Consider the following 17,228-nt stretch of genomic DNA (forward strand, 5'->3'; position numbering starts at 1 on the left):
GGCACGGTCCGCGGCCGCCTCGGCTACGCCTTCGACCGCGTGCTGTTCTACGGCACCGGCGGCTTCGCCTACGCCACCGGCGATCAGGGCTCGCGCGTCGCGTTCCAGAACTTCGCCGGCAATCGCAGCAGCTTCGTCACCGGCTGGACGGTCGGCGGCGGCATCGAGTACGCCCTGCCCACCGACTCCTTCCTGAACTTCTTCCGCTCCTCGGCCGTCACGCTCAAGGTCGAAGGCCTGTACGTCAACCTCGATCAGGGCCGCAACACGGGTCTGCCGCTCGTCGGCGGCCTCGTCACCGCCGCTGGTCTGGTGCCGGTGTTCAACAACATCCCGGTGCGCAACACCAATGACTTCGCCGTCGTCCGCGCCGGTCTGAACTACAAGTTCGGCTCGTACTAAAGCTGAACCGGTTCGACGTGCTCTCGGTGTTCGCATCGAGAGTGTAGGCGGCAGAGCAGCGCGAAGGTCTGGTCCCCTTCGTCGCTGCCTGCCGCGGAAGATGCTACAGTTCGGTTGGCCTTCGCATCCCCAGCCCGATCAGACTGGCCGCGAGGTCGGCAGCGCCTCAGGAGCCACCCGCTCCTGGGGCGTTTGCCATTTGTAGCTTAGCCTACCTGTGCCAGATACCCTGCCGAACCTTCGCCGCAGATGGCGCCCACGACCTCGCCTGACGGAAGCAATTCAGGCAAATTCCCATGCGATGCTCGCTCGCGCTCCTCACCGCTCTAGCCACCCTCGCCTGCCTTCCTACGGCAGGAGGCGCACAGAGCCCGCCCGAGCCGCCTCGAAAGCCTGTCTCTGGTACGACAGCAGCCGGCGAGGAAGCGGCTTCAGCCGTCGATCCGGCAGTGCTCGACCGCTGCCGACAGCGAGCGGACAATCAGAAGCTCAAGGATGGGCCGGAACGGAAGGCCTTCATGGGGACCTGCGTCACACCTGAAGATTGAGCGTTGAAGATAGATCGCGCATCGCTTTGTCGAGCTATAGTATATCCTTTAAGAGATTGGAACAATTTTATCTTTGATGAGGCGTACTAAGTGGAACATATATCTACAGGAGTCGGACAAGGCTATCTAACGTGATGGTCCTGTGCTTCGTCACTATGTTGATGGCGCTGTTAAATCTGTTATTGGGTGGCTACAGGGTATCTACAGCCATTTTCGCCGTCAGCGTGCTTATGTCGCTGGGAATGTTCCTATTCGAAATCTATAGCCCGTTCGACGGATTTCGCATGCCATGGCTGCAGGGATAGGTGTGGTGGTGCTTCGATCGACTAACCAGCGTCAAACATCGATCGCCACCTTGAGCGACCTGGGCCTTGTCGGCTTGTTGGTTGTGATCGCCGCCGTCCTCACAGCCGCGATGGTCATACAGCACGGATTTGGCGAAATACCCTGTGCGCTCTGCCTCCTCCAACGCGTCGCTATGTTCGGCATTTGCTTCGGCTTGATGCATCATTTTCGACGCAGAGACGGAACAAGGGGTGTCGGCCTTGCTCTCGTCTCCACCGTATTCCTGCTGTTCGTTGCGGGTCGGCAAACGCTGATCGATATCTATCCGCGTCCTGGCCACAGCTATGTCGGCAGCGCCGTGCTTGGCCTTCACATGCCGGTCTGGTCGGTGCTGATCGCTCTTGGCGTACTCACCGCCCTGTCTCTGCAGATTGCCATCGCCGGAGCGGGGCACCCGCAGGAAGGAGCAGCGGCGCGACGGTCGGCGCGCCTCGTCCGCTGGATCGGGCTGTACGTGACCGCGCTGTGCGCCATCAACGCGGCGTCGGCCTTTCTCCAGTGCGGCTTGGAAGCTTGCGAGACCACCGGGTACCGCTTGCTAGGGTGAGCTTCTCCTACATGGCGGCCAACCTACACCAGAGCGACTAGCCCAAGTTCGCGTGATCGCGACCGAACTGATCAGCCCTACCTCGGTTGCCTGGGTATCGGACCAGATGCTCCTTGGGAGTATCTGCCAAGCTCGCCGTCATGGTGCAGCACCGATCACGGAGCGACCCCATGTTCTACTTCGACAAGCGCCTGCAGTACCCGGTCAGGGTTGAGAGCCCCGATCCGGTCTTCGCGCGCATGCTCCAGCAGGCGATCGGCGGCATCGAGGGCGAGATCCGCGTGTGCATGCAGTACTTCTTCCAGGCTTGGGGTGCGCGTGGGCCGACGACGAAGTACCGCGACATGCTCCTGCATACTGCCACCGAGGAGATGGGTCACGTTGAGATGCTGGCCACGGCGGTAGCGATGAACCTTGAGGCCGCTCCCACCAAGGTTCAGGAGGCGGGCGCCGCCGACAAGATCGTGGGTGCCGTGATGGGCGGTGAGAACCCGCGCCACATGGTCGAGGGCATGCTGCACCGGCATCTGCTATCGACCGGTATGGCCGCCTTCCCGGCCAACTGCGAGGGCGTGCCCTTCGACATGAGCCACATCTACGCCAGCGGCAACCTCGCGGCCGACATGTACTGCAACGTCGCTGCCGAGAGCACTGGCCGCGTCCTGGCGGTGCGCCTCTACAACGCCACGAACGATCCCGGCATGAAAGACATGCTACATTTCATGATCGCTCGCGACACGATGCACCAGCAGCAATGGCTGGCGGTGATCGAGGAGATGGGTGGCCACGAGGGCACGCTGCCGATCCCGAACTCCTTCCCGCAGGAGAAGGAGGATCAGCAGAACAACTACAACTTCTACGCCACCGCGCACGACGGCTCTGCGCCGCCAGAGGGACGTTGGACCAGCGGTCAGTCGATTGACGGCAAGGGCCAGTTCAGCGTGTTCCAGAACAAGCCGATGGGCGAGGAGCCGGTGCTCGGCCCGGCACGGCCCGACAGCGGTGCTGAGACCCAACAGATCGGCTGATCTGTGAAAGCTCCGCCCCTCGGCCACGAACAACCCGCATTGGGTTTGAAACGCATGACGGGGCGGGGCTCTCGATGAGTGATGTTGAAGGTGAGATTGTTGGCGACAAGATCCAGCTTAGGCGCAGCGAAGAGGCAAAACGGCCCCTAGTACTGCGTCTGAACCGGATCGAGGGTCAGATCCGCGGTCTGCGCGGGATGATCGAGGAAGACCGATACTGCTTGGACGAGATCCAGCAGATCACTGCGCTGACCGCGGCCTTGCGCGAGGTAGCGCTGATGATCACCGCCGAGCACGTCACAGCCGGTGCGCAGATCGCAGCTGAGGCGGATGCTGACAGAGCGTTGGTCATTGCCGACATGATCCGCGTCCTACGCGCAGGTATGCAATACAAAGCATGAGTGGATGATGAGTATTAGGATCGCTATTTCATGGCTCGACAGAACTCGCTTGTCCCCAAGGAGTCAGGAATGTCTGGAGATCTGGTGCCCGCAACGCGCAATTGGTTGGCCGAAGAAATCGCTGGTCCGAGCGATGATCAAACTGACCGGTTCATGAAGATCTCCGGCGAAATCGAACTCACAGATGCGAACGAAAAACCGCATTTGACAATGTCTGAACCACCCTCCAGTGATCTTTCAGTACTCAGCCTCGATCTCGTCGTAAGCGTGGGCGGTGACAGCGTTCCCGGGAGCCACTGGGCGTCATGCATGTTGCAGAACCGAACCTTCCCAGGTGCTTACACCATGGTCAGGGTGATGTGGCAGGGCGTCGAGGTTGCAAGCCTTCCGCTCTGAACGCTGAGGAGTTCTACACCCCCAGAAATCGTGCCGAACTCTCAGATGGCCGCGCATGCAGATACCGCCCCGTCGTCGCCACCGAGGCGTGGCCGAGCGTGGCCTGCACAAGGTGGATCGGTGCGCCGCGGTCAAGACTGTGCGAGGCGTGCGCGTGCGCGGCAACGACCAAGACCGCGAGGCCGAAGCGCCCGAGATCGTGCTGCCGGAGGTGTTGGCCGAGCCGCAGCCGGCGGCCGAGATCCTACCCTGGCGCGGGCGCGGGAACATCGTGGCCGCCGTGGGCGTAGCGCTCCTCGACCTCGCCAAGGTGCGCTGATGCCTACTGCACTACCGATCCGATTAGCGACTGCCGAAGCGGCCCAACGCCTCTCGTGGCCCGCGACGGCGCGGCTCCTGATCCTGTTGCTGCGTGTGCGCTGGCTGAACCGCCGGCTGGTTGTGGCCCACCAGCGCGTTGACCGTCTCGGCCTCGACGTAGCCGGACCTGACCTGCTGCTGACCGCCCGACGCTGGCTGGCCACCCACGAGGCCATCGCGGCGCTGCTCGGGCGTCCCGAGCCGGATCACGTCACGCAGGTGCGGGCGACGCTGCGGCATTGGGATCCTACGCCAGAGCGACAGCACCTGCGTGGTTGACGGGACGGCTACCTAGGGAGAGGTTCTAAATGGGGGCGGCTACGGAGTTAGCCACCATGAGCGACTTCGATCACATCCTGAATTGGAAGCTTCTCCGGGGCTCGCATGAATTCCCTGGACCGGATGGGGGCACTTGCATTAACGAGGCGGCGGTCGTGGCATGCGGCTTCCCGTACCAGCGTGTCGGTTCGGTCAGATCCATGCCGGACTGCTTCTCACGTCCGATCTGCCAACTCGCCCTGCGCCTGAACGACGAGGCGACCGATGCGGACCGGCAGCGCCTTATGCCATTCGTGGTCCGGCTGGCCTGTGCAGACACACCAACGGTCGAGCGGGAACGGACGCGCTACATCAGCACGCAGCTCGAATTCGATCCGTCCTACTCCAGCCCTCTCCACTTCGACCGTGCCTTGGGCGTGTTGGAAGGTGCGCTGGCGATTGGCCGCCAAGCTGACCCGCTCGGCCTGGATGAAACGGCGGGCCGGCTGAATGCAGCTCGAGGGATTGTTCCTCCGAAGAGGCGACGAGTCGGTCTCCTGTCGAGGAAGGCGAAGGGGTGGCTCGGCCTGCAGAAGACGCTTGAGAGCGTGGAGTGATCCTCGGTCCCGTTCGATCATGAAGGTTGGCAAAGGCCGTCCACCGCACTTGATCTAAACGGCGCGGTCCTCTCCCATACCCTCTCGGCCGCCTGTCTCAACATGATGCGCGGCCAGGTCGCCCGGCCCGGACCCCGGCTGTGATCCAGCGCAGCCGAGGGCGGTGAACCTTCCCTAGCGCCTGATCCAGGCCGGGCGGCCGTCCAAGGATCTATAATCCAGCTTACTCTCGGACAGGCTTCGACTCTGGTCTGGCAGCCCGCGTCAGACTCTGAATTCCCCGCGGAGGTCGACCTGCCTCCTGCTGCTCGATGCGTTCGCGGGCTGGCTGATCGCCATCGGGGCCGCTCAGAGTGTGTCGCGCCCGGTAGCTCCGCTCCACCCATTCCAAAGAGCCGGCATCCACGCCCGCCTTCCGGCAGCTTGAGGGGCACACCAGGCGGCGGGCGCGGAGATCGACGCAAAGTCGACCCAGCTAAGCTACAGCAGGTCCGCCCTGTGTATACTCAAATATGTAATATTAAGTACTGAAACTCAGCATCCACGCCCGCCCTCGACAGCTGAGGGGCATATCTGCAGACGGGCGTGGAGGTCGACCGAAGCCGACGGGCGGGCCCTACACCCCTCGTGCAGGTTGCACCCCAACGTATGTGAATGCTGCTATGCCTCGCCAGTCCTGCCAGAACCTCAACAACTGCCGTGCTGCCGGCCGCGGTGGTCCCTGCCGGGTCTGCGATGCTGAGGCGATCGCCCGTCGAGCTGTACTGTTGCGCGAGAGGATCCTGGCAAATCGGGCTGAGGGTCGGCCCCCGTATGCTGAGCGGCCCGATCGGGTGGCGGAACAAGACGGAGCGTCTCTCCGCGGAATTTGAAGCGTGCTTCTTTACTGCTGGTCCTGCAACCACGTACCCTCAATCGTGAGCGTGGCTCTGTAGAGCGCGGTGCCGGACTCGTCCCGCACGGTGATGGTGACCGTCTCAGGCTCGGAGGACGGGTGCAGGTCCTTGGCCATGTCGGGGAGCGACTGAAGGGCTTCCTTCGAGGCACGGTGCGCATCCGTGAACTCGATGCCATCATCGTCTGTGACGGTCTCGCCGTTGCTCACATCGAAGAAGTAGCGGGCCATCAGCGCCTCCGAAGCCGACGCTCGATCAAGCACAATCGCCAGGAGGAGGTTCTATGGGCCTGCTGCGATCGTAGAGCGCACAGATCCCGGGTGTCCGCACTCGCGTCGCGCGATACCGGGACCGACCTAGAGGCTGAGGTGCAGGTACTGCGGATCGAACTCGGCGACGGCACTGAGGCCTGCCCAATCGCGGATCTCCAGTCTGCGTGAGCGCAAGCTGATCAGACCGTCCGTGCGCATGGCCTTCAACGTCCGGTTCATATGCACGGAGGTCAGCCCCAGCGCGTCGGCGAGATCAGGTTGCCGAAGCGGCATCGGCAGGATGTGCTCATCGGCGAGACCAACGGCTTCGAGGCGCAGGTACAGTTCACAGATGAGGTGAGCGAGCCTCTGGCGCGCATCGCGCCGGCCGAGGCTGGTGATCCAGGCACGGTGGATCGCGGCGCAGGTCAGGGTTTCTCGCCACAGCGCGGCCGCGATGGTGGGGAAGCCGTTTGCAAGCTCGCGGAGCTTAGCATGCGGCACGAAGGCGACAGTGGCCCGCGTGACGGCCGCGATGCCGAAGTCAGGACGCGGTAGATGCAGGCACTGCAGATCGGGCAGATCGCCGGGCACGTGGAACGACAGGATCTGACGCCCAGCCTCCGTGAGAAGATGATAGCAGCAGATCCAGCCATCGAGGACGAGGCAGCACTGCGTGGCCGGATCGCCCTCGTTGACGATGTCCCGCTGGGCCTCGACCGTCCAGATCGTCGCCGGCAGATCTCTGAGCGCGTGTTGCTCAGCTTGGGAGAAGCGCGTGGCACCGCCCAATTTGCGGACTATCAACTCCAACGGGTACCCGGAGGATGGCATCGCGTCGTATCACCCGTGAGGAGCGAAGAGCGCTCCTCGCAGCAGACCGCACACAGCGCATCTGAGCGGCGCAAGTACTAATCTATGATATGTTTCTGCTGTGACGGATCGCCATCACCGCGGGTGGTTGGACGATTGAGCCGGACACGCATGGCCTTACCCGGCTTGAAGGCTATGCTCTGCTTGGTCTCGACGCTGACGACCGCTCCCGTCTTCGGGTTGCGAGCTGTCCGGCCCTGCAGTTCCTTCGTCGCGAACGAACCGAAGTCCCGCAATTCGACGCGGTCGCCGGATGTCAGCGCCGCAGCAATCCGCGCGAGGATGACAGAGACCACCGCCTCCACGTCCTTGGCGTAGAGGTGCGGGTTCTGCTCCGCGATGCGGGCGATGAGCTCAGACCGGATCATGCGCCAGCGCCGCTCCCTCGTTCACCGGCCCGCAGCCGCACTATGGCATATCGAGCCACGGGCCGCGTTGCGTATCGGTTCGCGTCGGTGACGTCGGCCGCTCCTCTGCCCGTAGTTTCAGGTCCGGTCTGAGTCGAGCGACCGACGTGTTACGGCGGGGTCGGACAAGCGGCCATGATGGCGGTGGCCAAGGCTATCCGGAACGCGTTCTCTTGCGGGCCGGATCGGCTTGCGACCTGCTCGAGGCTGATCGCCGAAGCGACGATCGCCGCGACATCGAGGCGGTGACCGCTGGCGAAGCGGTAGGGGCCAGCCGTTGGGTCCCGCAGGTAGAAGTCGATCGCCGCGACGATCTCTTGGCTGTTGATGCGGCCGACCCTGCGCAGGTCGGCAACCGTCGGCGGTCCGGCATGCATGGGCATCACCTCACGAAACCGCAGCCTCAACGTGCCGCCTGCGAGACTTCCTGCTGCCGTGGAGCGCTGCTCGCTACTCTCGGACCGGCTTCGGTTCCGGTTTGGCGGCCCGCATCAGGCTTCGGACAACGCGTGGCGGCCGCCCGGCCTTCTGCGCTATTTCCGCCTCCTGTTGCTCGATGAGGTCGCGGGCCGGCTGATCACCGTCGAGACCGCCTAGGATCTCCATAGGCACGCGACGGTTCGAGGCGCGCGAGCCATCCTCGAAAACGACATCGAACAGGACGGTGCCGCGATCTTGCGGGAGCTGCTTCGTGCGCTTGGCCATGGCGGGGGTGATACGCCTGCCAGCTGAGCGGTTCCAGGTGATCCGACCTCAGTCCTCCGCTAGCGATCGCAGATCGTCGCGTACCGCCAGAAGCTCACGCAGGTGTTGCTCGTAGAGATCGATGCTGGCCTGCCAACGGCTCCTGTCTTGTGCCGGTAAGCTGGGGTCGGCCAACGCCAACCTCGCGATCCGGAGGCTCTCCTGCAGCGTAGCGATATCCTGTTCCACCTGCTCAAGGCTGGTCATCGTTGACCCCAACGTTGACTTAACCGTGCCGCCCGGCCGACATGCCATGTCCGGCTACGCATCGCCTCACGCGAGTCGCCGGCCGGGACACCACCAGGAGCACCGACCGCCGCAGTAGGACCCTGAAAAGCCAACGGGCCCCCCGTCGCCAAACGAGGAGCCCGTCGAAATCGAGATGGCCTGTGGGCCGTGTGCAACCCCCACAAGCCATGAAGCGCCCTCGGGCGTCAAGTCAGAACCCCGGTTCTGACAACGATACCGGCTTGTCTTGAACGGAGCGCACAGCCTGCGCCGCCGATCGTCCCCCTGTGGCCCTGTGGAAAGGGCCAAGACACGTGTTCGCAGATGAGATCCGCCGCGCGATCGAGGCGGCCGACCGAATCACCCTGCCATCCGTGACGGCGCTGCTGTGGCGCGCCTACGGGGAGGGAACGGTCACGGAAGCCGAGGCCGAGGCGCTGTCCGGCCTGATTGAGGCGCGGACACTGTCGACTGGTACCCAGCGATCCGGACAGATCCCGAACGGGTCAGCAACCGTCCCACCCCAAATAGGGGACGTGGCGGGGAACGGATCGAGAAGCCTCAGGAGGCTTGGCGTCGGCTCGCGCCCGCGCACGAATGCCTCGATGGAGCGCCGTCGCCGTTGGGCGGCCTCCGGCAGACTTCCGCCGGCTATCGCGGCCCGGTTCACGCTGGCCGAGCAGGCGGTCCTTGCCCTCGTGGCGGCGGAGGTCGTGCGGCGGAAGGACTGCAGGCTCGCCGTCGGCCACCTCGCGGCCATCGTCGGCGTGGCCGAGACCACCGTGCGCAACGCCATCCGCGAGGCCCGGAAGCTCGGCCTGCTGACCGTCGAGGAGAGGCAGATCACAGGCTTCCGCAACGACACGAACATCGTGCGGATCACGTCGCCCGAGTGGACGGCTTGGCTGCGTCTGGCACGGACGCGAGACCCACTATCCAGACTTGGATCGCCCGTTCCTGCTACCGCGATACAGGGGGGAGGGTGCAAATTCGCGAACCGCACGCCTACTGAGGTTACAATTCTGAGAAAAACAGAGCCAACGGAACCGCAAAAAGGCTGCCGAGGGGCAGCTGGCGACCTCGACCAAAGTGACCCCGCGAGAATCCGCGTGGGTGGTGGAGGCGGCCAAGCCATGCGGTGAGCGTCTGCCGACGATCGATAGAACGAACGCGAGTGCGAGGAATCTGACTACCTTCAGACAGCGAGGTGCTGCGACGACGCGATGGCACGCGGCTCGGATTGAAGCAGGGCGAGCATCAGCTTCATCGCGGCGGATGCGGCATCGGCGAGTTCGGTGTCGTGCTCGACGCGATCGAGCAAAGCTCCGGCATCTGTAGTCGGCACCAAGTGGCTCATCGACCAATCTCCGAAGGCTGGCTCCAGGACGGGCCCGCACTCGACGATTTCGATGCCGCTGTGGCGCAGATCACAGCAGATTCGGTCGAAGGTCGCTTCAACGGCGGCGGCCGGACCTTCCAGGGCCTGTACGAAGAATAGGCCTGTGAACATCAGCGCGCCCGTGACACCGGCCTGCGCGTTGCGATAGCGCGACACGGTGAGGATTCGATCGACCTGCTGATGCACTTCCTCGGCGTCGCCCCTGAGGGCGCTGCGGCTCCGGTAGACGAGCCTGAACAGGTCGGTGTGGTCCGGCGCGGTCATGCGGCCTCGCGGGCGGTGACGAAGGACAGGAAGTCGGCCTCGGGCAGCGGGCGGCTGACGTGATAGCCCTGGACCTGATCGCAGCCCGAAGCCGCCGTGAAGGCGAACTGCTCCGCTGTCTCGACGCCCTCGACCGTGATTGTCATGCCGAGGCATGATCCCATGGTGATGATCGCCCGGACGATCGCGGCGCTCTCGGGATCGCTCGGACACTGGCGCACGAAGGACTGATCGACCTTGATCTTGTCGAAGGGGAAACGGCGCAGGTAGCTGAGCGAGGAATAGCCGGTCCCGAAATCGTCCATCGAGATGCTGACGCCCGCTGCCCGCAGGCGGTTCAGCGTCGCGAGCGTGCGCTCCTCGTCGGCCAGCAGCACGCCTTCGGTGATTTCCAGTTCAAGCCGGTCCGCGGCGAGCCCGGAGGCGTTGAGCGCCGCCTTGACGGTTTCGGCGAGACGCAAATCACGGAACTGGGCGGGCGAGAGATTGACCGCGACCCGAATGTGAGACGGCCATTGGGCGGCTTGGCTGCAGGCGGTGCGCAGGACCCACTGCCCCAGCGGCCCGATCAGACCGGTTTCCTCGGCGAGCGGGATAAAATCGGCTGGTGAGACGAGGCCTCGCTCCGGATGCCGCCAGCGCACCAACGCTTCCGCCGCGGTGATCTCACCCGAGCGTGCATCTACGAGCGGTTGGTAGTAGAGCTCGAACTCCTGGACCGCGATGGCGCGCCGCAGGTCGGCCTCTAGACCGCGCCGGGCCTGCGCGCGTTGGTCCAGTACGGGATCAAACCTGTGGAACGTGCCCTTGCCGTCGGCCTTGGCCTTATAGAGGGCGAGGTCGGCGTTGCGCAGCAGCTGTCGGGGCTCCAGGCCGTCCATTGGCGCGAGTGCGGCGCCGACCGAGGCACCGATGTTGACGAGTTGGCCCTCGATCAGGAACGGACGGCCGATCAGCTCAACGATGCGTGCGGCCAACACCTGAACCGCCTCCGGATCGGCCACAGCGGCCTGCAGGACCGCGAATTCGTCGCCGCCCAGACGTGCAACCACGTCATCCACTCCGAGCACTGCCTTGAGACGCTGGGCTGTCTTGCAGAGCAGCACATCGCCTAGGCCGTGACCCAGTGTGTCGTTGACCAGCTTGAACCTGTCGAGATCGAGAACGAGCACGGCGAAGGTCCGATCCTGCTCCTGGCAGAAGGCGGCGTGGCGCGCGAGCAGATCGTGGAAGTGGGCGCGGTTGGGCAGGCCGGTCAGTGCGTCCGAGTAGGCCAGCGTGCGCATCTTCGACTCGGTCTGCAGGCGCTCCCGCTGGTCACGCACGGCCAGCACGGTCTGGAGGCCGCTACCGAGTGGGACTTCGCTGCGCAGGACACGCACTGGCACGCGCTGACCATCGGCATCGACGAGCTCGGCTTCCTGCTCCTCGCGCTCAGGAAGCGCCGAGATAGTGAGGTCGGGGAGAAGGGTGGAGAGGCGGCAGCCGTTGAGAGCCCCCGCATCGACACCCGACAGGTGCTCCAGGCTCCGATTGGCCGTTGTGATCACCTCGCCATCGCAGACTGCGAGCCCCTCAACGGCGAGATTGGCCAGCTCGCGAAGGCGCTCTTGGTCCCGCCGCGCCTGAGCCCGCGCGTTCAAGGTCAGACGCAGCCCGACGACGGCCAGAGCCATCAGGCCGAGGGATACACCTGCGACAACGGGTGCGATCACCTCGGGCGGAACGGCCTGAGGCGGCAGCGGGCGCTCCGGATCGAAGGTGAGCGTCATCGCCGCCATGCCACAGACGTGCAGGACACCGATCGCGCTCACTAGGAGGGGGGCTGCAGCCCGGCGTAATCTTCGGCTGCGCTCACCAGCGGTGAGAATGGCCGCACCGAACATGACCAGGCTTAGCGGTACGGATACGGTTACCAGCGGCAGATCCCAGGTGACGGTCCCCGCCACGAGATAAGAAGCCTCTCCGAGATAGTGCAGCGTGATGATGCTTACGCCGAGGATAAGTCCGGCGAGGAAGCGACGTGGCCGCTCGCGTCGACCGATCACGGAGGCGATGCTGATCGCGATACCCGCGACGGCGACAAGGAGCGACAGTGCTGTGAGAAACGGCTCAAAGCCGGCAGGCATACCGGGCTGAAACGCCAACATCGCGATCATGTGGGTGGCCCAGGCGGTGCAGCCTGCCGCGATGATGCTGGCACCCGCCCAGAGCGTGGCGCCCCGGCCTTCGGAGCGCGCCGCATGGGTTGCGACTGAGAACGAGCCGTAGACGCCGACGACACAGACGCCCGCAGCGAGCAGGATCAGCTGATGATCGTGCGCCTGGGTAAGGCACGTGTAGACAGATCGCATGGCAAACTCCGCGGCCTGCAGAGTGCCCTCGACTAGTTAATTAATATTGGTAGATGGGGATAAGCGCCTAGCTCATAGGAAGACAGAAGGTTTTTATAGACGCACAGCTCATAACATAAGTTGGGCTTCTAACTGATTACTTCTGAACCAGAAGGTGGCTGCCCTAGGCGATTTTGGCTTGGCCCCTAAACGCTGCCGAAGAAACGTCGCCGCCGTGGACGCTGCCCATCGGCCATGTGTCGGGCGCAGTGACGCCACATCCAGCGCATGTATAGCTCTGCCGTAGCATGACTGCCCTTGAACTCATCCGTGCCTTGGCCCGCGAGGCTCCCATCGGGATCGTTGTCACCGACGCGGAGATCGTTCGTCCAGGACCAACGATCGTCTATGCCAACTCGGCCTTCGGGCAGCTCGTCGGGCGAGATCTGCACGCCATCATCGGACAGAGCCCGCGCTTCATGCAAGGCAAGGAGACGCGGCGCGCGACCTTGGATACTTTCCATCACGCTCTCGCAGCCGGCGAGCGCTTCCACGGCTATCTGACCAACTATCGCGGCGACGGCTCCAAGTACCGCGCCGAGGTCGATTGCCGACCGTTGCGTGCCGCCGACGGTCGGATCGAGAACTTCGTGGCGTTCGAGCGTGAGGTGATCCGGCGAATAGGGCGTCCCTCGCGGGGTCAGAGCGGACGCTACGAGCCGGTCGACGTAAGCAACGATCTGTTAACCCACTTCCTACGCCAGCTTGCCATCTTCGAACACGCTTGAGTTGTAACAAAGTAAGTCACGAAAGCGTGAATACACTATCTCGAAGCTGATATGGGTTATGACCAATTGAATGTCGAACAATCTGGAAACGATTTAACGTTCAATTAGGGTTCATTGCTCAGCATTGCCCTCAGCTGTGATAAGACTGGCAACGCGTCAGCGGTGCGATCCGCCGACTTCCCGATCTGCCGCTCAGCAGCCCAAAGATCCGGGAAGGGACGAACATGTTCGGTGGAACGCGCACGCATGCGGATCAGGCGGCCAAGCTCGATGCCCTCGATCGCTCTCAAGCCGTCATCGAGTTTCTGCCCGACGGCACCATTCTCGGCGCGAATGCCAACTTCCTGACCGTAATGGGCTACACACTGGCCGAGGTGCAGGGGCAGCACCACGCCATGTTCGTGGAGCCGGTCTGCCGCGACCACGCGGAGTACCGAGCATTTTGGGACGCCCTGCGGCTGGGCACGTCCCAGGCCGCAGAATTCAAGCGCTGCGCGAAGGGCGGCCGCGTCGTCTGGATCCAGGCGAGCTACAATCCCGTGCGCGATCGGGCCGGTCGCGTCGCAAAGATCGTCAAGTTCGCGATCGACATCACCGCGCAGAAGCTGCATGCGCTGGATAGTGACGGCCAGATCGCCGCGCTGAACCGCTCGCAGGCGGTGATCGCCTTCGATCCGACCGGCGCGATCCTCGACGCCAATCAGAACTTCCTCGACGCGGTCGGCTACCGCCTCGACGAGATCCGCGGTCAGCACCACAGTCTATTCGTGGATGCGGCCGAACAGGCCAGCGCCAGCTACCGAGGGTTCTGGGACCGGCTTGGGCGCGGTGAGTTTGCGGCAGGCGAGTTCAAGCGCGTGGCCCGAGGCGGCCGCGAGGTTTGGATCCAGGGCACCTACAATCCGATCACCGACGCAGATGGCACCGTGTTCAAGGTGGTGAAGTTCGCCACCGACGTGACCGCGCAGGTGCACGAGCGCCAGCGCCGGGCGGAGGCGCAGCGCACAATCGGCACTGACCTCGACGCGATCGGGTCTGCTGTCGAGGATGTCACGCGACAGACCGCAGCGGCGGCTGGCACGGTCGGGCAGGTCTCCAACGACATTCAGGCCGTGGCGTCAGGTGCCGAGGAGCTATCGGCTTCGGTCGGTGAGATTAGCCACCAGGTCAGCCATGCCGCGCGCATGGCTGGCGAGGCCGTGGAGCAGGCCCGGCGTACCGGCGGTATCGTTGAGGGTCTGAGCGGCCAGGCGGCGCAAATCGGTGAGGTCGTGACCATGATCCAAGGGATCGCCTCGCAGACCAACCTGCTGGCACTGAACGCCACCATCGAAGCGGCGCGTGCTGGCGCGGCCGGCAAAGGCTTTGCGGTCGTGGCCTCCGAGGTGAAGGCGCTGGCCGAGCAGACCGCAAAGGCGACTGACCAGATCCGCGGTCAGATCACAGCGACTCAGGCGGCCACGCGCGAGGCTGTGGGCGCGATCGGCTCGATCCAAAGCACAATCCGGGCGCTGGACGAGGTCTCGGCCGCGATCGCGGCGGCAGTCGAGGAGCAGTCGGCGGTAACGCGGGAGATGTCGGGCAGCATGCACACAGCCGCGCACGGCGTGGCTACGATCGCCGGGGGCATGGAGGCCATCGCCCGGGCGAGCGAGCAGGTCGATGTCGCCACGCGCCAAGTGCGCGAGGCCGCAAGGGCGGTCGGTTGACGGACTGAACTCTATGAGCCGCACCGTCATTCCGTTCCGCCGCAGACCTGGCGAGGCATCCGCCCTGGCCGCCTTCGACGCTCCTGCGGCACAGCTGCTGGCCGACGGTCGTGCGGGGACACTGTCGGCGGCGCAGCTCAGCATTATCCTGACGAAATTTCGTGCGCAGCGTGATGAGCTTGCCGCGATCATCGCCGATCTGGACGCGCGGGCACCGAGCAGCGATCCTCAGATCAACATCGTCAACGCAAATCTGAAAGTCGCGGCGCGCGAGGGACTGGTTCAGATCAATGTGTTCATCCATCAGGCTGAAACAAGCGCCCTCGTTGTAAGTGGAGGCCGCCCACGGGCCTAATCCGCGACTGTACTGCCACGATTTGCTCCCGCGCCGCACTGTTTTGCCCCGTGCTGCTCGCTAGGGTTTGATCGGTGCAGTCGCACGACCGGCGCGTTTTAGTTCAAAGGCTCTGGGTGCGGCTTCGGCGTCCCGGCGTACTGCTTGGGGATCCTCGAGCAGCCATCGTGAACCCTCCGGTGCGCCATGGTGACGGTGCCTTGCAATGCGTATGAACCCTGCGTGTGGACGCGGCCGTGGCAGACAGGGCAACGTTTCTCGGCGGTGCGGTGTTGGGCGTGCGCCTCGACGAGCGGCATGAGTTGCCACTTGCCGTCGATCCACACCTCGCAGGTGGCTTTATCGGGTCTCCTCATAGCGCACGGGTGCCATGCGAGAATGGCCTCCGCCAGCGCAGGATCGACACGGTGAGGCATGAAAGAGCCCGCCCGTCGGGGGGATCGGGACGGGCTCTTGGCTTCACCGCGAGTTTGTCACGGAGGAGCGAAGCCGGCACGCAGTCTAGCAGCAGTCGCGACCCGCGGGCACCCGGAAACTTACTCCACGTTGGCGCGTGTCGCGCCCTGGCTGCGTCGATTAGAGAGTTCCTTCCCTACCGTTTGCATCGGCCGCAATCACATCACCTGATGCAGCCAGCATCTCCGTCATCGCATCCGACGCGGCGCTGAAGGCCGGGGTGCCCGTGTCCCAGTCTCGCTTCGCCAGTGCCGCTATCATCCGCGATGCCTCGGTATGGGCCAGCTGCTCCGCTCGGACTAGTCGCGTGACCGCTGCATGCTGTTCCAACGCTGTGCCCTTCAGCCGGTTAGCAAGCGTCGATGCTGAAGGGTACCGCATCGTAGCAGTGTCCATGTCTGGCACGGCGCGGCCCAATAGGACACCCGCCAGCCGCCGCTTCCACGCGCCGACATCAGCCGGCAGCCGCACGAGCGCATAGGATGGGGCTGTGTCTTCGACGGCATCAAGCGCCTTCTGGGCCGCGCTCTCGGCCTTCACGAGACGCTCGGTGATGTTCGCGATCTCGTCGCGGGTCTTGGTCGCCTTCTCGGCGATGCCCTGCACGTTCTGCGCGATTTCCTGCGTGGCTTGCCGCTGCTGACCGAGGGTCTCGGATAGGGCGCGGTTCAAATCACTGGTCTGACGGATGCCGGCATCGGCCTCTTCGACACAGGCGCCGAGTTTCTCCACCGTGGCCGCACCGGAGGCCACCGCGGCACGGCTGTCGCTCACGGCATGCCCAATTTGACCCATCTCGGCCTGCAGCGTCCCAAGCCAGGTGCGGATCTCGTCCGTCGACTTGGCAGTTTGGGCGGATAGTGCCTTCACCTCGGATGCGACGACCGCGAAGCCCTTGCCTGCTAGCCCGGCTCGGGCAGCTTCGATCGTGGCGTTGAGCGCGAGAAGGTTGGTTTGACCGGAGATGTTGGCAATGGTGCCGGCCATACTGCCGATCTGTGCGACTGCACCCCGCAGGACGCCGAGCCGCTGGTCGATCTGCGCGGTGCGCGCGTCGATGGCCTGCATCGCTTGCCGAACCTGCTGAAGCTCGCCGAGACATGCCAGCATGGCACTGCGGGCAGCATCTGCCGAACTACCTGCGGCCTCCGAAGTGTCGGCGACCTGTGCGATGGAGGCGACCATCTCCTCGGTGGCGCTGGCGATGGTCTGAGCCGAGTCGGCGACCTGGCCGACGTCGTGGGTGGTCCAGCCGACGTTGGTGGCCGCCTCGGAGGCTTCGTGAGCCGCGCTCGCCAATGCGCCCAGGTGGGTATGCCGCTCTCTGCGGCCGTGCATAAGTAGTCGCGAGAGCAAGTCCCGCAGAGGACCATCCGGCAAATCGGCGATGGTCAAATCCTGGGTCGCGGCCAACCGCTCCACGGCGGTGAGCAGCCGCTGCTCCTCAGCGCGCCGGAGTCGTTCGGCGCTGCCGGCTTCAGTTTGCGCCAATGGCTTGGTCGAATGGCGGAACGAGAGGCCGATCATCACGCGCTTCCGAAACAGTTTTGCCGTGACGATGACGATCTTCGGTTAAGGACCTATTTTTGGCTAGCCGCTTCTGACCGCCCCTTCACGGGCGTA

General features: G+C 64.3%; 22 protein-coding genes and 1 pseudogene. 13 read left to right on the top strand and 10 right to left on the bottom strand.

Annotation, left to right across the window (positions count from 1 at the left end; genetic code table 11):
• The 6 genes and pseudogenes from ACLBX9_RS10095 to ACLBX9_RS10120 form a co-directional block, all read left to right on the top strand.
• Window positions 1–402: outer membrane protein (locus ACLBX9_RS10095; protein ID WP_447718839.1), on the top strand; the 402-nt coding region annotated here is incomplete at its 5' end.
• Window positions 403–698: 296 nt separating this feature from the next.
• Window positions 699–950 (top strand): PsiF family protein, encoded by a 252-nt coding sequence (locus ACLBX9_RS10100; protein WP_447718840.1) that lies wholly within the window; start codon window positions 699–701, stop codon window positions 948–950.
• A 415-nt stretch (window positions 951–1,365) separates the two neighbouring features.
• Window positions 1,366–1,645: pseudogene (locus tag ACLBX9_RS10105) on the top strand (disulfide bond formation protein B); the annotation flags it as partial.
• A gap of 367 nt (window positions 1,646–2,012) precedes the next feature.
• Window positions 2,013–2,870 (top strand): manganese catalase family protein, encoded by an 858-nt coding sequence (locus ACLBX9_RS10110; RefSeq protein WP_447718841.1) that lies wholly within the window; start codon window positions 2,013–2,015, stop codon window positions 2,868–2,870.
• 74 nt (window positions 2,871–2,944) lie between these two features.
• On the top strand, window positions 2,945–3,271 hold the full coding sequence (locus tag ACLBX9_RS10115; RefSeq protein WP_447718842.1) for a metal-sensitive transcriptional regulator: 327 nt from the start codon (window positions 2,945–2,947) through the stop codon (window positions 3,269–3,271).
• 69 nt (window positions 3,272–3,340) lie between these two features.
• Window positions 3,341–3,667 carry a hypothetical protein gene (locus ACLBX9_RS10120; RefSeq protein ID WP_447718843.1) on the top strand — a complete coding sequence of 109 codons (327 nt, stop codon included), beginning with the start codon at window positions 3,341–3,343 and terminating at the stop codon, window positions 3,665–3,667.
• Window positions 3,668–3,680: 13 nt separating this feature from the next.
• Here ACLBX9_RS10120 and ACLBX9_RS10125 read toward each other — a convergent pair whose 3' ends face one another.
• On the bottom strand, window positions 3,681–3,776 hold the full coding sequence (locus ACLBX9_RS10125) for a hypothetical protein (protein WP_447718844.1): 96 nt from the start codon (window positions 3,774–3,776) through the stop codon (window positions 3,681–3,683).
• A gap of 45 nt (window positions 3,777–3,821) precedes the next feature.
• Between ACLBX9_RS10125 and ACLBX9_RS10130 the strand changes: the two genes are divergently transcribed.
• From ACLBX9_RS10130 to ACLBX9_RS10140, 3 genes are read left to right on the top strand one after another with little or no spacing between them, the layout of a single operon-like run.
• Window positions 3,822–3,986: a hypothetical protein gene (locus ACLBX9_RS10130; RefSeq protein ID WP_447718845.1), complete on the top strand. Its 165-nt coding sequence runs from the start codon at window positions 3,822–3,824 to the stop codon at window positions 3,984–3,986.
• The gene (locus ACLBX9_RS10135) at window positions 3,986–4,306 is read left to right on the top strand and encodes a hypothetical protein (RefSeq protein ID WP_447718846.1); all 321 of its coding nucleotides are present in this window, start codon (window positions 3,986–3,988) and stop codon (window positions 4,304–4,306) included. Before ACLBX9_RS10130 ends, ACLBX9_RS10135 begins: the two co-directional genes overlap by 1 nt.
• 56 nt (window positions 4,307–4,362) lie before the next feature.
• Window positions 4,363–4,902: a hypothetical protein gene (locus ACLBX9_RS10140; RefSeq protein ID WP_447718847.1), complete on the top strand. Its 540-nt coding sequence runs from the start codon at window positions 4,363–4,365 to the stop codon at window positions 4,900–4,902.
• A gap of 883 nt (window positions 4,903–5,785) precedes the next feature.
• Here the strand turns inward: ACLBX9_RS10140 and ACLBX9_RS10145 are convergent.
• From ACLBX9_RS10145 to ACLBX9_RS10170, 6 genes are all read right to left on the bottom strand, one after another.
• Entirely contained in the window at window positions 5,786–6,028 is a 243-nt protein-coding gene (locus ACLBX9_RS10145; RefSeq protein ID WP_447718848.1) for a DUF6894 family protein, read from the bottom strand.
• A gap of 126 nt (window positions 6,029–6,154) precedes the next feature.
• Window positions 6,155–6,841 (bottom strand): Crp/Fnr family transcriptional regulator, encoded by a 687-nt coding sequence (locus tag ACLBX9_RS10150; protein ID WP_447718849.1) that lies wholly within the window; start codon window positions 6,839–6,841, stop codon window positions 6,155–6,157.
• Window positions 6,842–6,960: 119 nt separating this feature from the next.
• Window positions 6,961–7,290 (bottom strand): HU family DNA-binding protein, encoded by a 330-nt coding sequence (locus tag ACLBX9_RS10155; protein WP_447718850.1) that lies wholly within the window; start codon window positions 7,288–7,290, stop codon window positions 6,961–6,963.
• A gap of 149 nt (window positions 7,291–7,439) precedes the next feature.
• Window positions 7,440–7,706, bottom strand: coding sequence for a hypothetical protein (locus ACLBX9_RS10160; RefSeq protein WP_447718851.1), 267 nt, complete (start codon window positions 7,704–7,706; stop codon window positions 7,440–7,442).
• Between the two features lie 73 nt (window positions 7,707–7,779).
• Window positions 7,780–8,034 (bottom strand): hypothetical protein, encoded by a 255-nt coding sequence (locus ACLBX9_RS10165; protein ID WP_447718852.1) that lies wholly within the window; start codon window positions 8,032–8,034, stop codon window positions 7,780–7,782.
• Window positions 8,035–8,082: 48 nt separating this feature from the next.
• Window positions 8,083–8,280 carry a hypothetical protein gene (locus tag ACLBX9_RS10170; RefSeq protein WP_447718853.1) on the bottom strand — a complete coding sequence of 66 codons (198 nt, stop codon included), beginning with the start codon at window positions 8,278–8,280 and terminating at the stop codon, window positions 8,083–8,085.
• Window positions 8,281–8,615: 335 nt separating this feature from the next.
• Between ACLBX9_RS10170 and ACLBX9_RS10175 the strand changes: the two genes are divergently transcribed.
• Window positions 8,616–9,443 carry a helix-turn-helix domain-containing protein gene (locus ACLBX9_RS10175; RefSeq protein ID WP_447718854.1) on the top strand — a complete coding sequence of 276 codons (828 nt, stop codon included), beginning with the start codon at window positions 8,616–8,618 and terminating at the stop codon, window positions 9,441–9,443.
• Between the two features lie 53 nt (window positions 9,444–9,496).
• Here ACLBX9_RS10175 and ACLBX9_RS10180 read toward each other — a convergent pair whose 3' ends face one another.
• Both ACLBX9_RS10180 and ACLBX9_RS10185 read right to left on the bottom strand, forming a co-directional pair.
• Window positions 9,497–9,964, bottom strand: a complete 468-nt coding sequence (locus ACLBX9_RS10180; RefSeq protein ID WP_447718855.1) for a BLUF domain-containing protein — start codon at window positions 9,962–9,964, stop codon at window positions 9,497–9,499.
• Window positions 9,961–12,318, bottom strand: a complete 2,358-nt coding sequence (locus tag ACLBX9_RS10185) for a bifunctional diguanylate cyclase/phosphodiesterase (protein WP_447718856.1) — start codon at window positions 12,316–12,318, stop codon at window positions 9,961–9,963. Before ACLBX9_RS10185 ends, ACLBX9_RS10180 begins: the two co-directional genes overlap by 4 nt.
• A gap of 287 nt (window positions 12,319–12,605) precedes the next feature.
• Between ACLBX9_RS10185 and ACLBX9_RS10190 the strand changes: the two genes are divergently transcribed.
• The 3 genes from ACLBX9_RS10190 (at window position 12,606) to ACLBX9_RS10200 (ending at window position 15,149) form a co-directional block, all read left to right on the top strand.
• A complete protein-coding gene (locus tag ACLBX9_RS10190; protein ID WP_447718857.1) occupies window positions 12,606–13,085 on the top strand; it encodes a PAS domain-containing protein in 480 nt (159 codons plus the stop codon).
• Window positions 13,086–13,309: 224 nt separating this feature from the next.
• A complete protein-coding gene (locus ACLBX9_RS10195) occupies window positions 13,310–14,794 on the top strand; it encodes a methyl-accepting chemotaxis protein (protein ID WP_447718858.1) in 1,485 nt (494 codons plus the stop codon).
• A gap of 13 nt (window positions 14,795–14,807) precedes the next feature.
• A complete protein-coding gene (locus ACLBX9_RS10200; protein WP_447718859.1) occupies window positions 14,808–15,149 on the top strand; it encodes a hypothetical protein in 342 nt (113 codons plus the stop codon).
• Window positions 15,150–15,725: 576 nt separating this feature from the next.
• Here ACLBX9_RS10200 and ACLBX9_RS10205 read toward each other — a convergent pair.
• Entirely contained in the window at window positions 15,726–17,132 is a 1,407-nt protein-coding gene (locus ACLBX9_RS10205) for a methyl-accepting chemotaxis protein (protein WP_447718860.1), read from the bottom strand.
• Window positions 17,133–17,228: the final 96 nt, after the last annotated feature.

The sequence above is a fragment of the Methylobacterium sp. A49B genome (assembly GCF_053346215.1).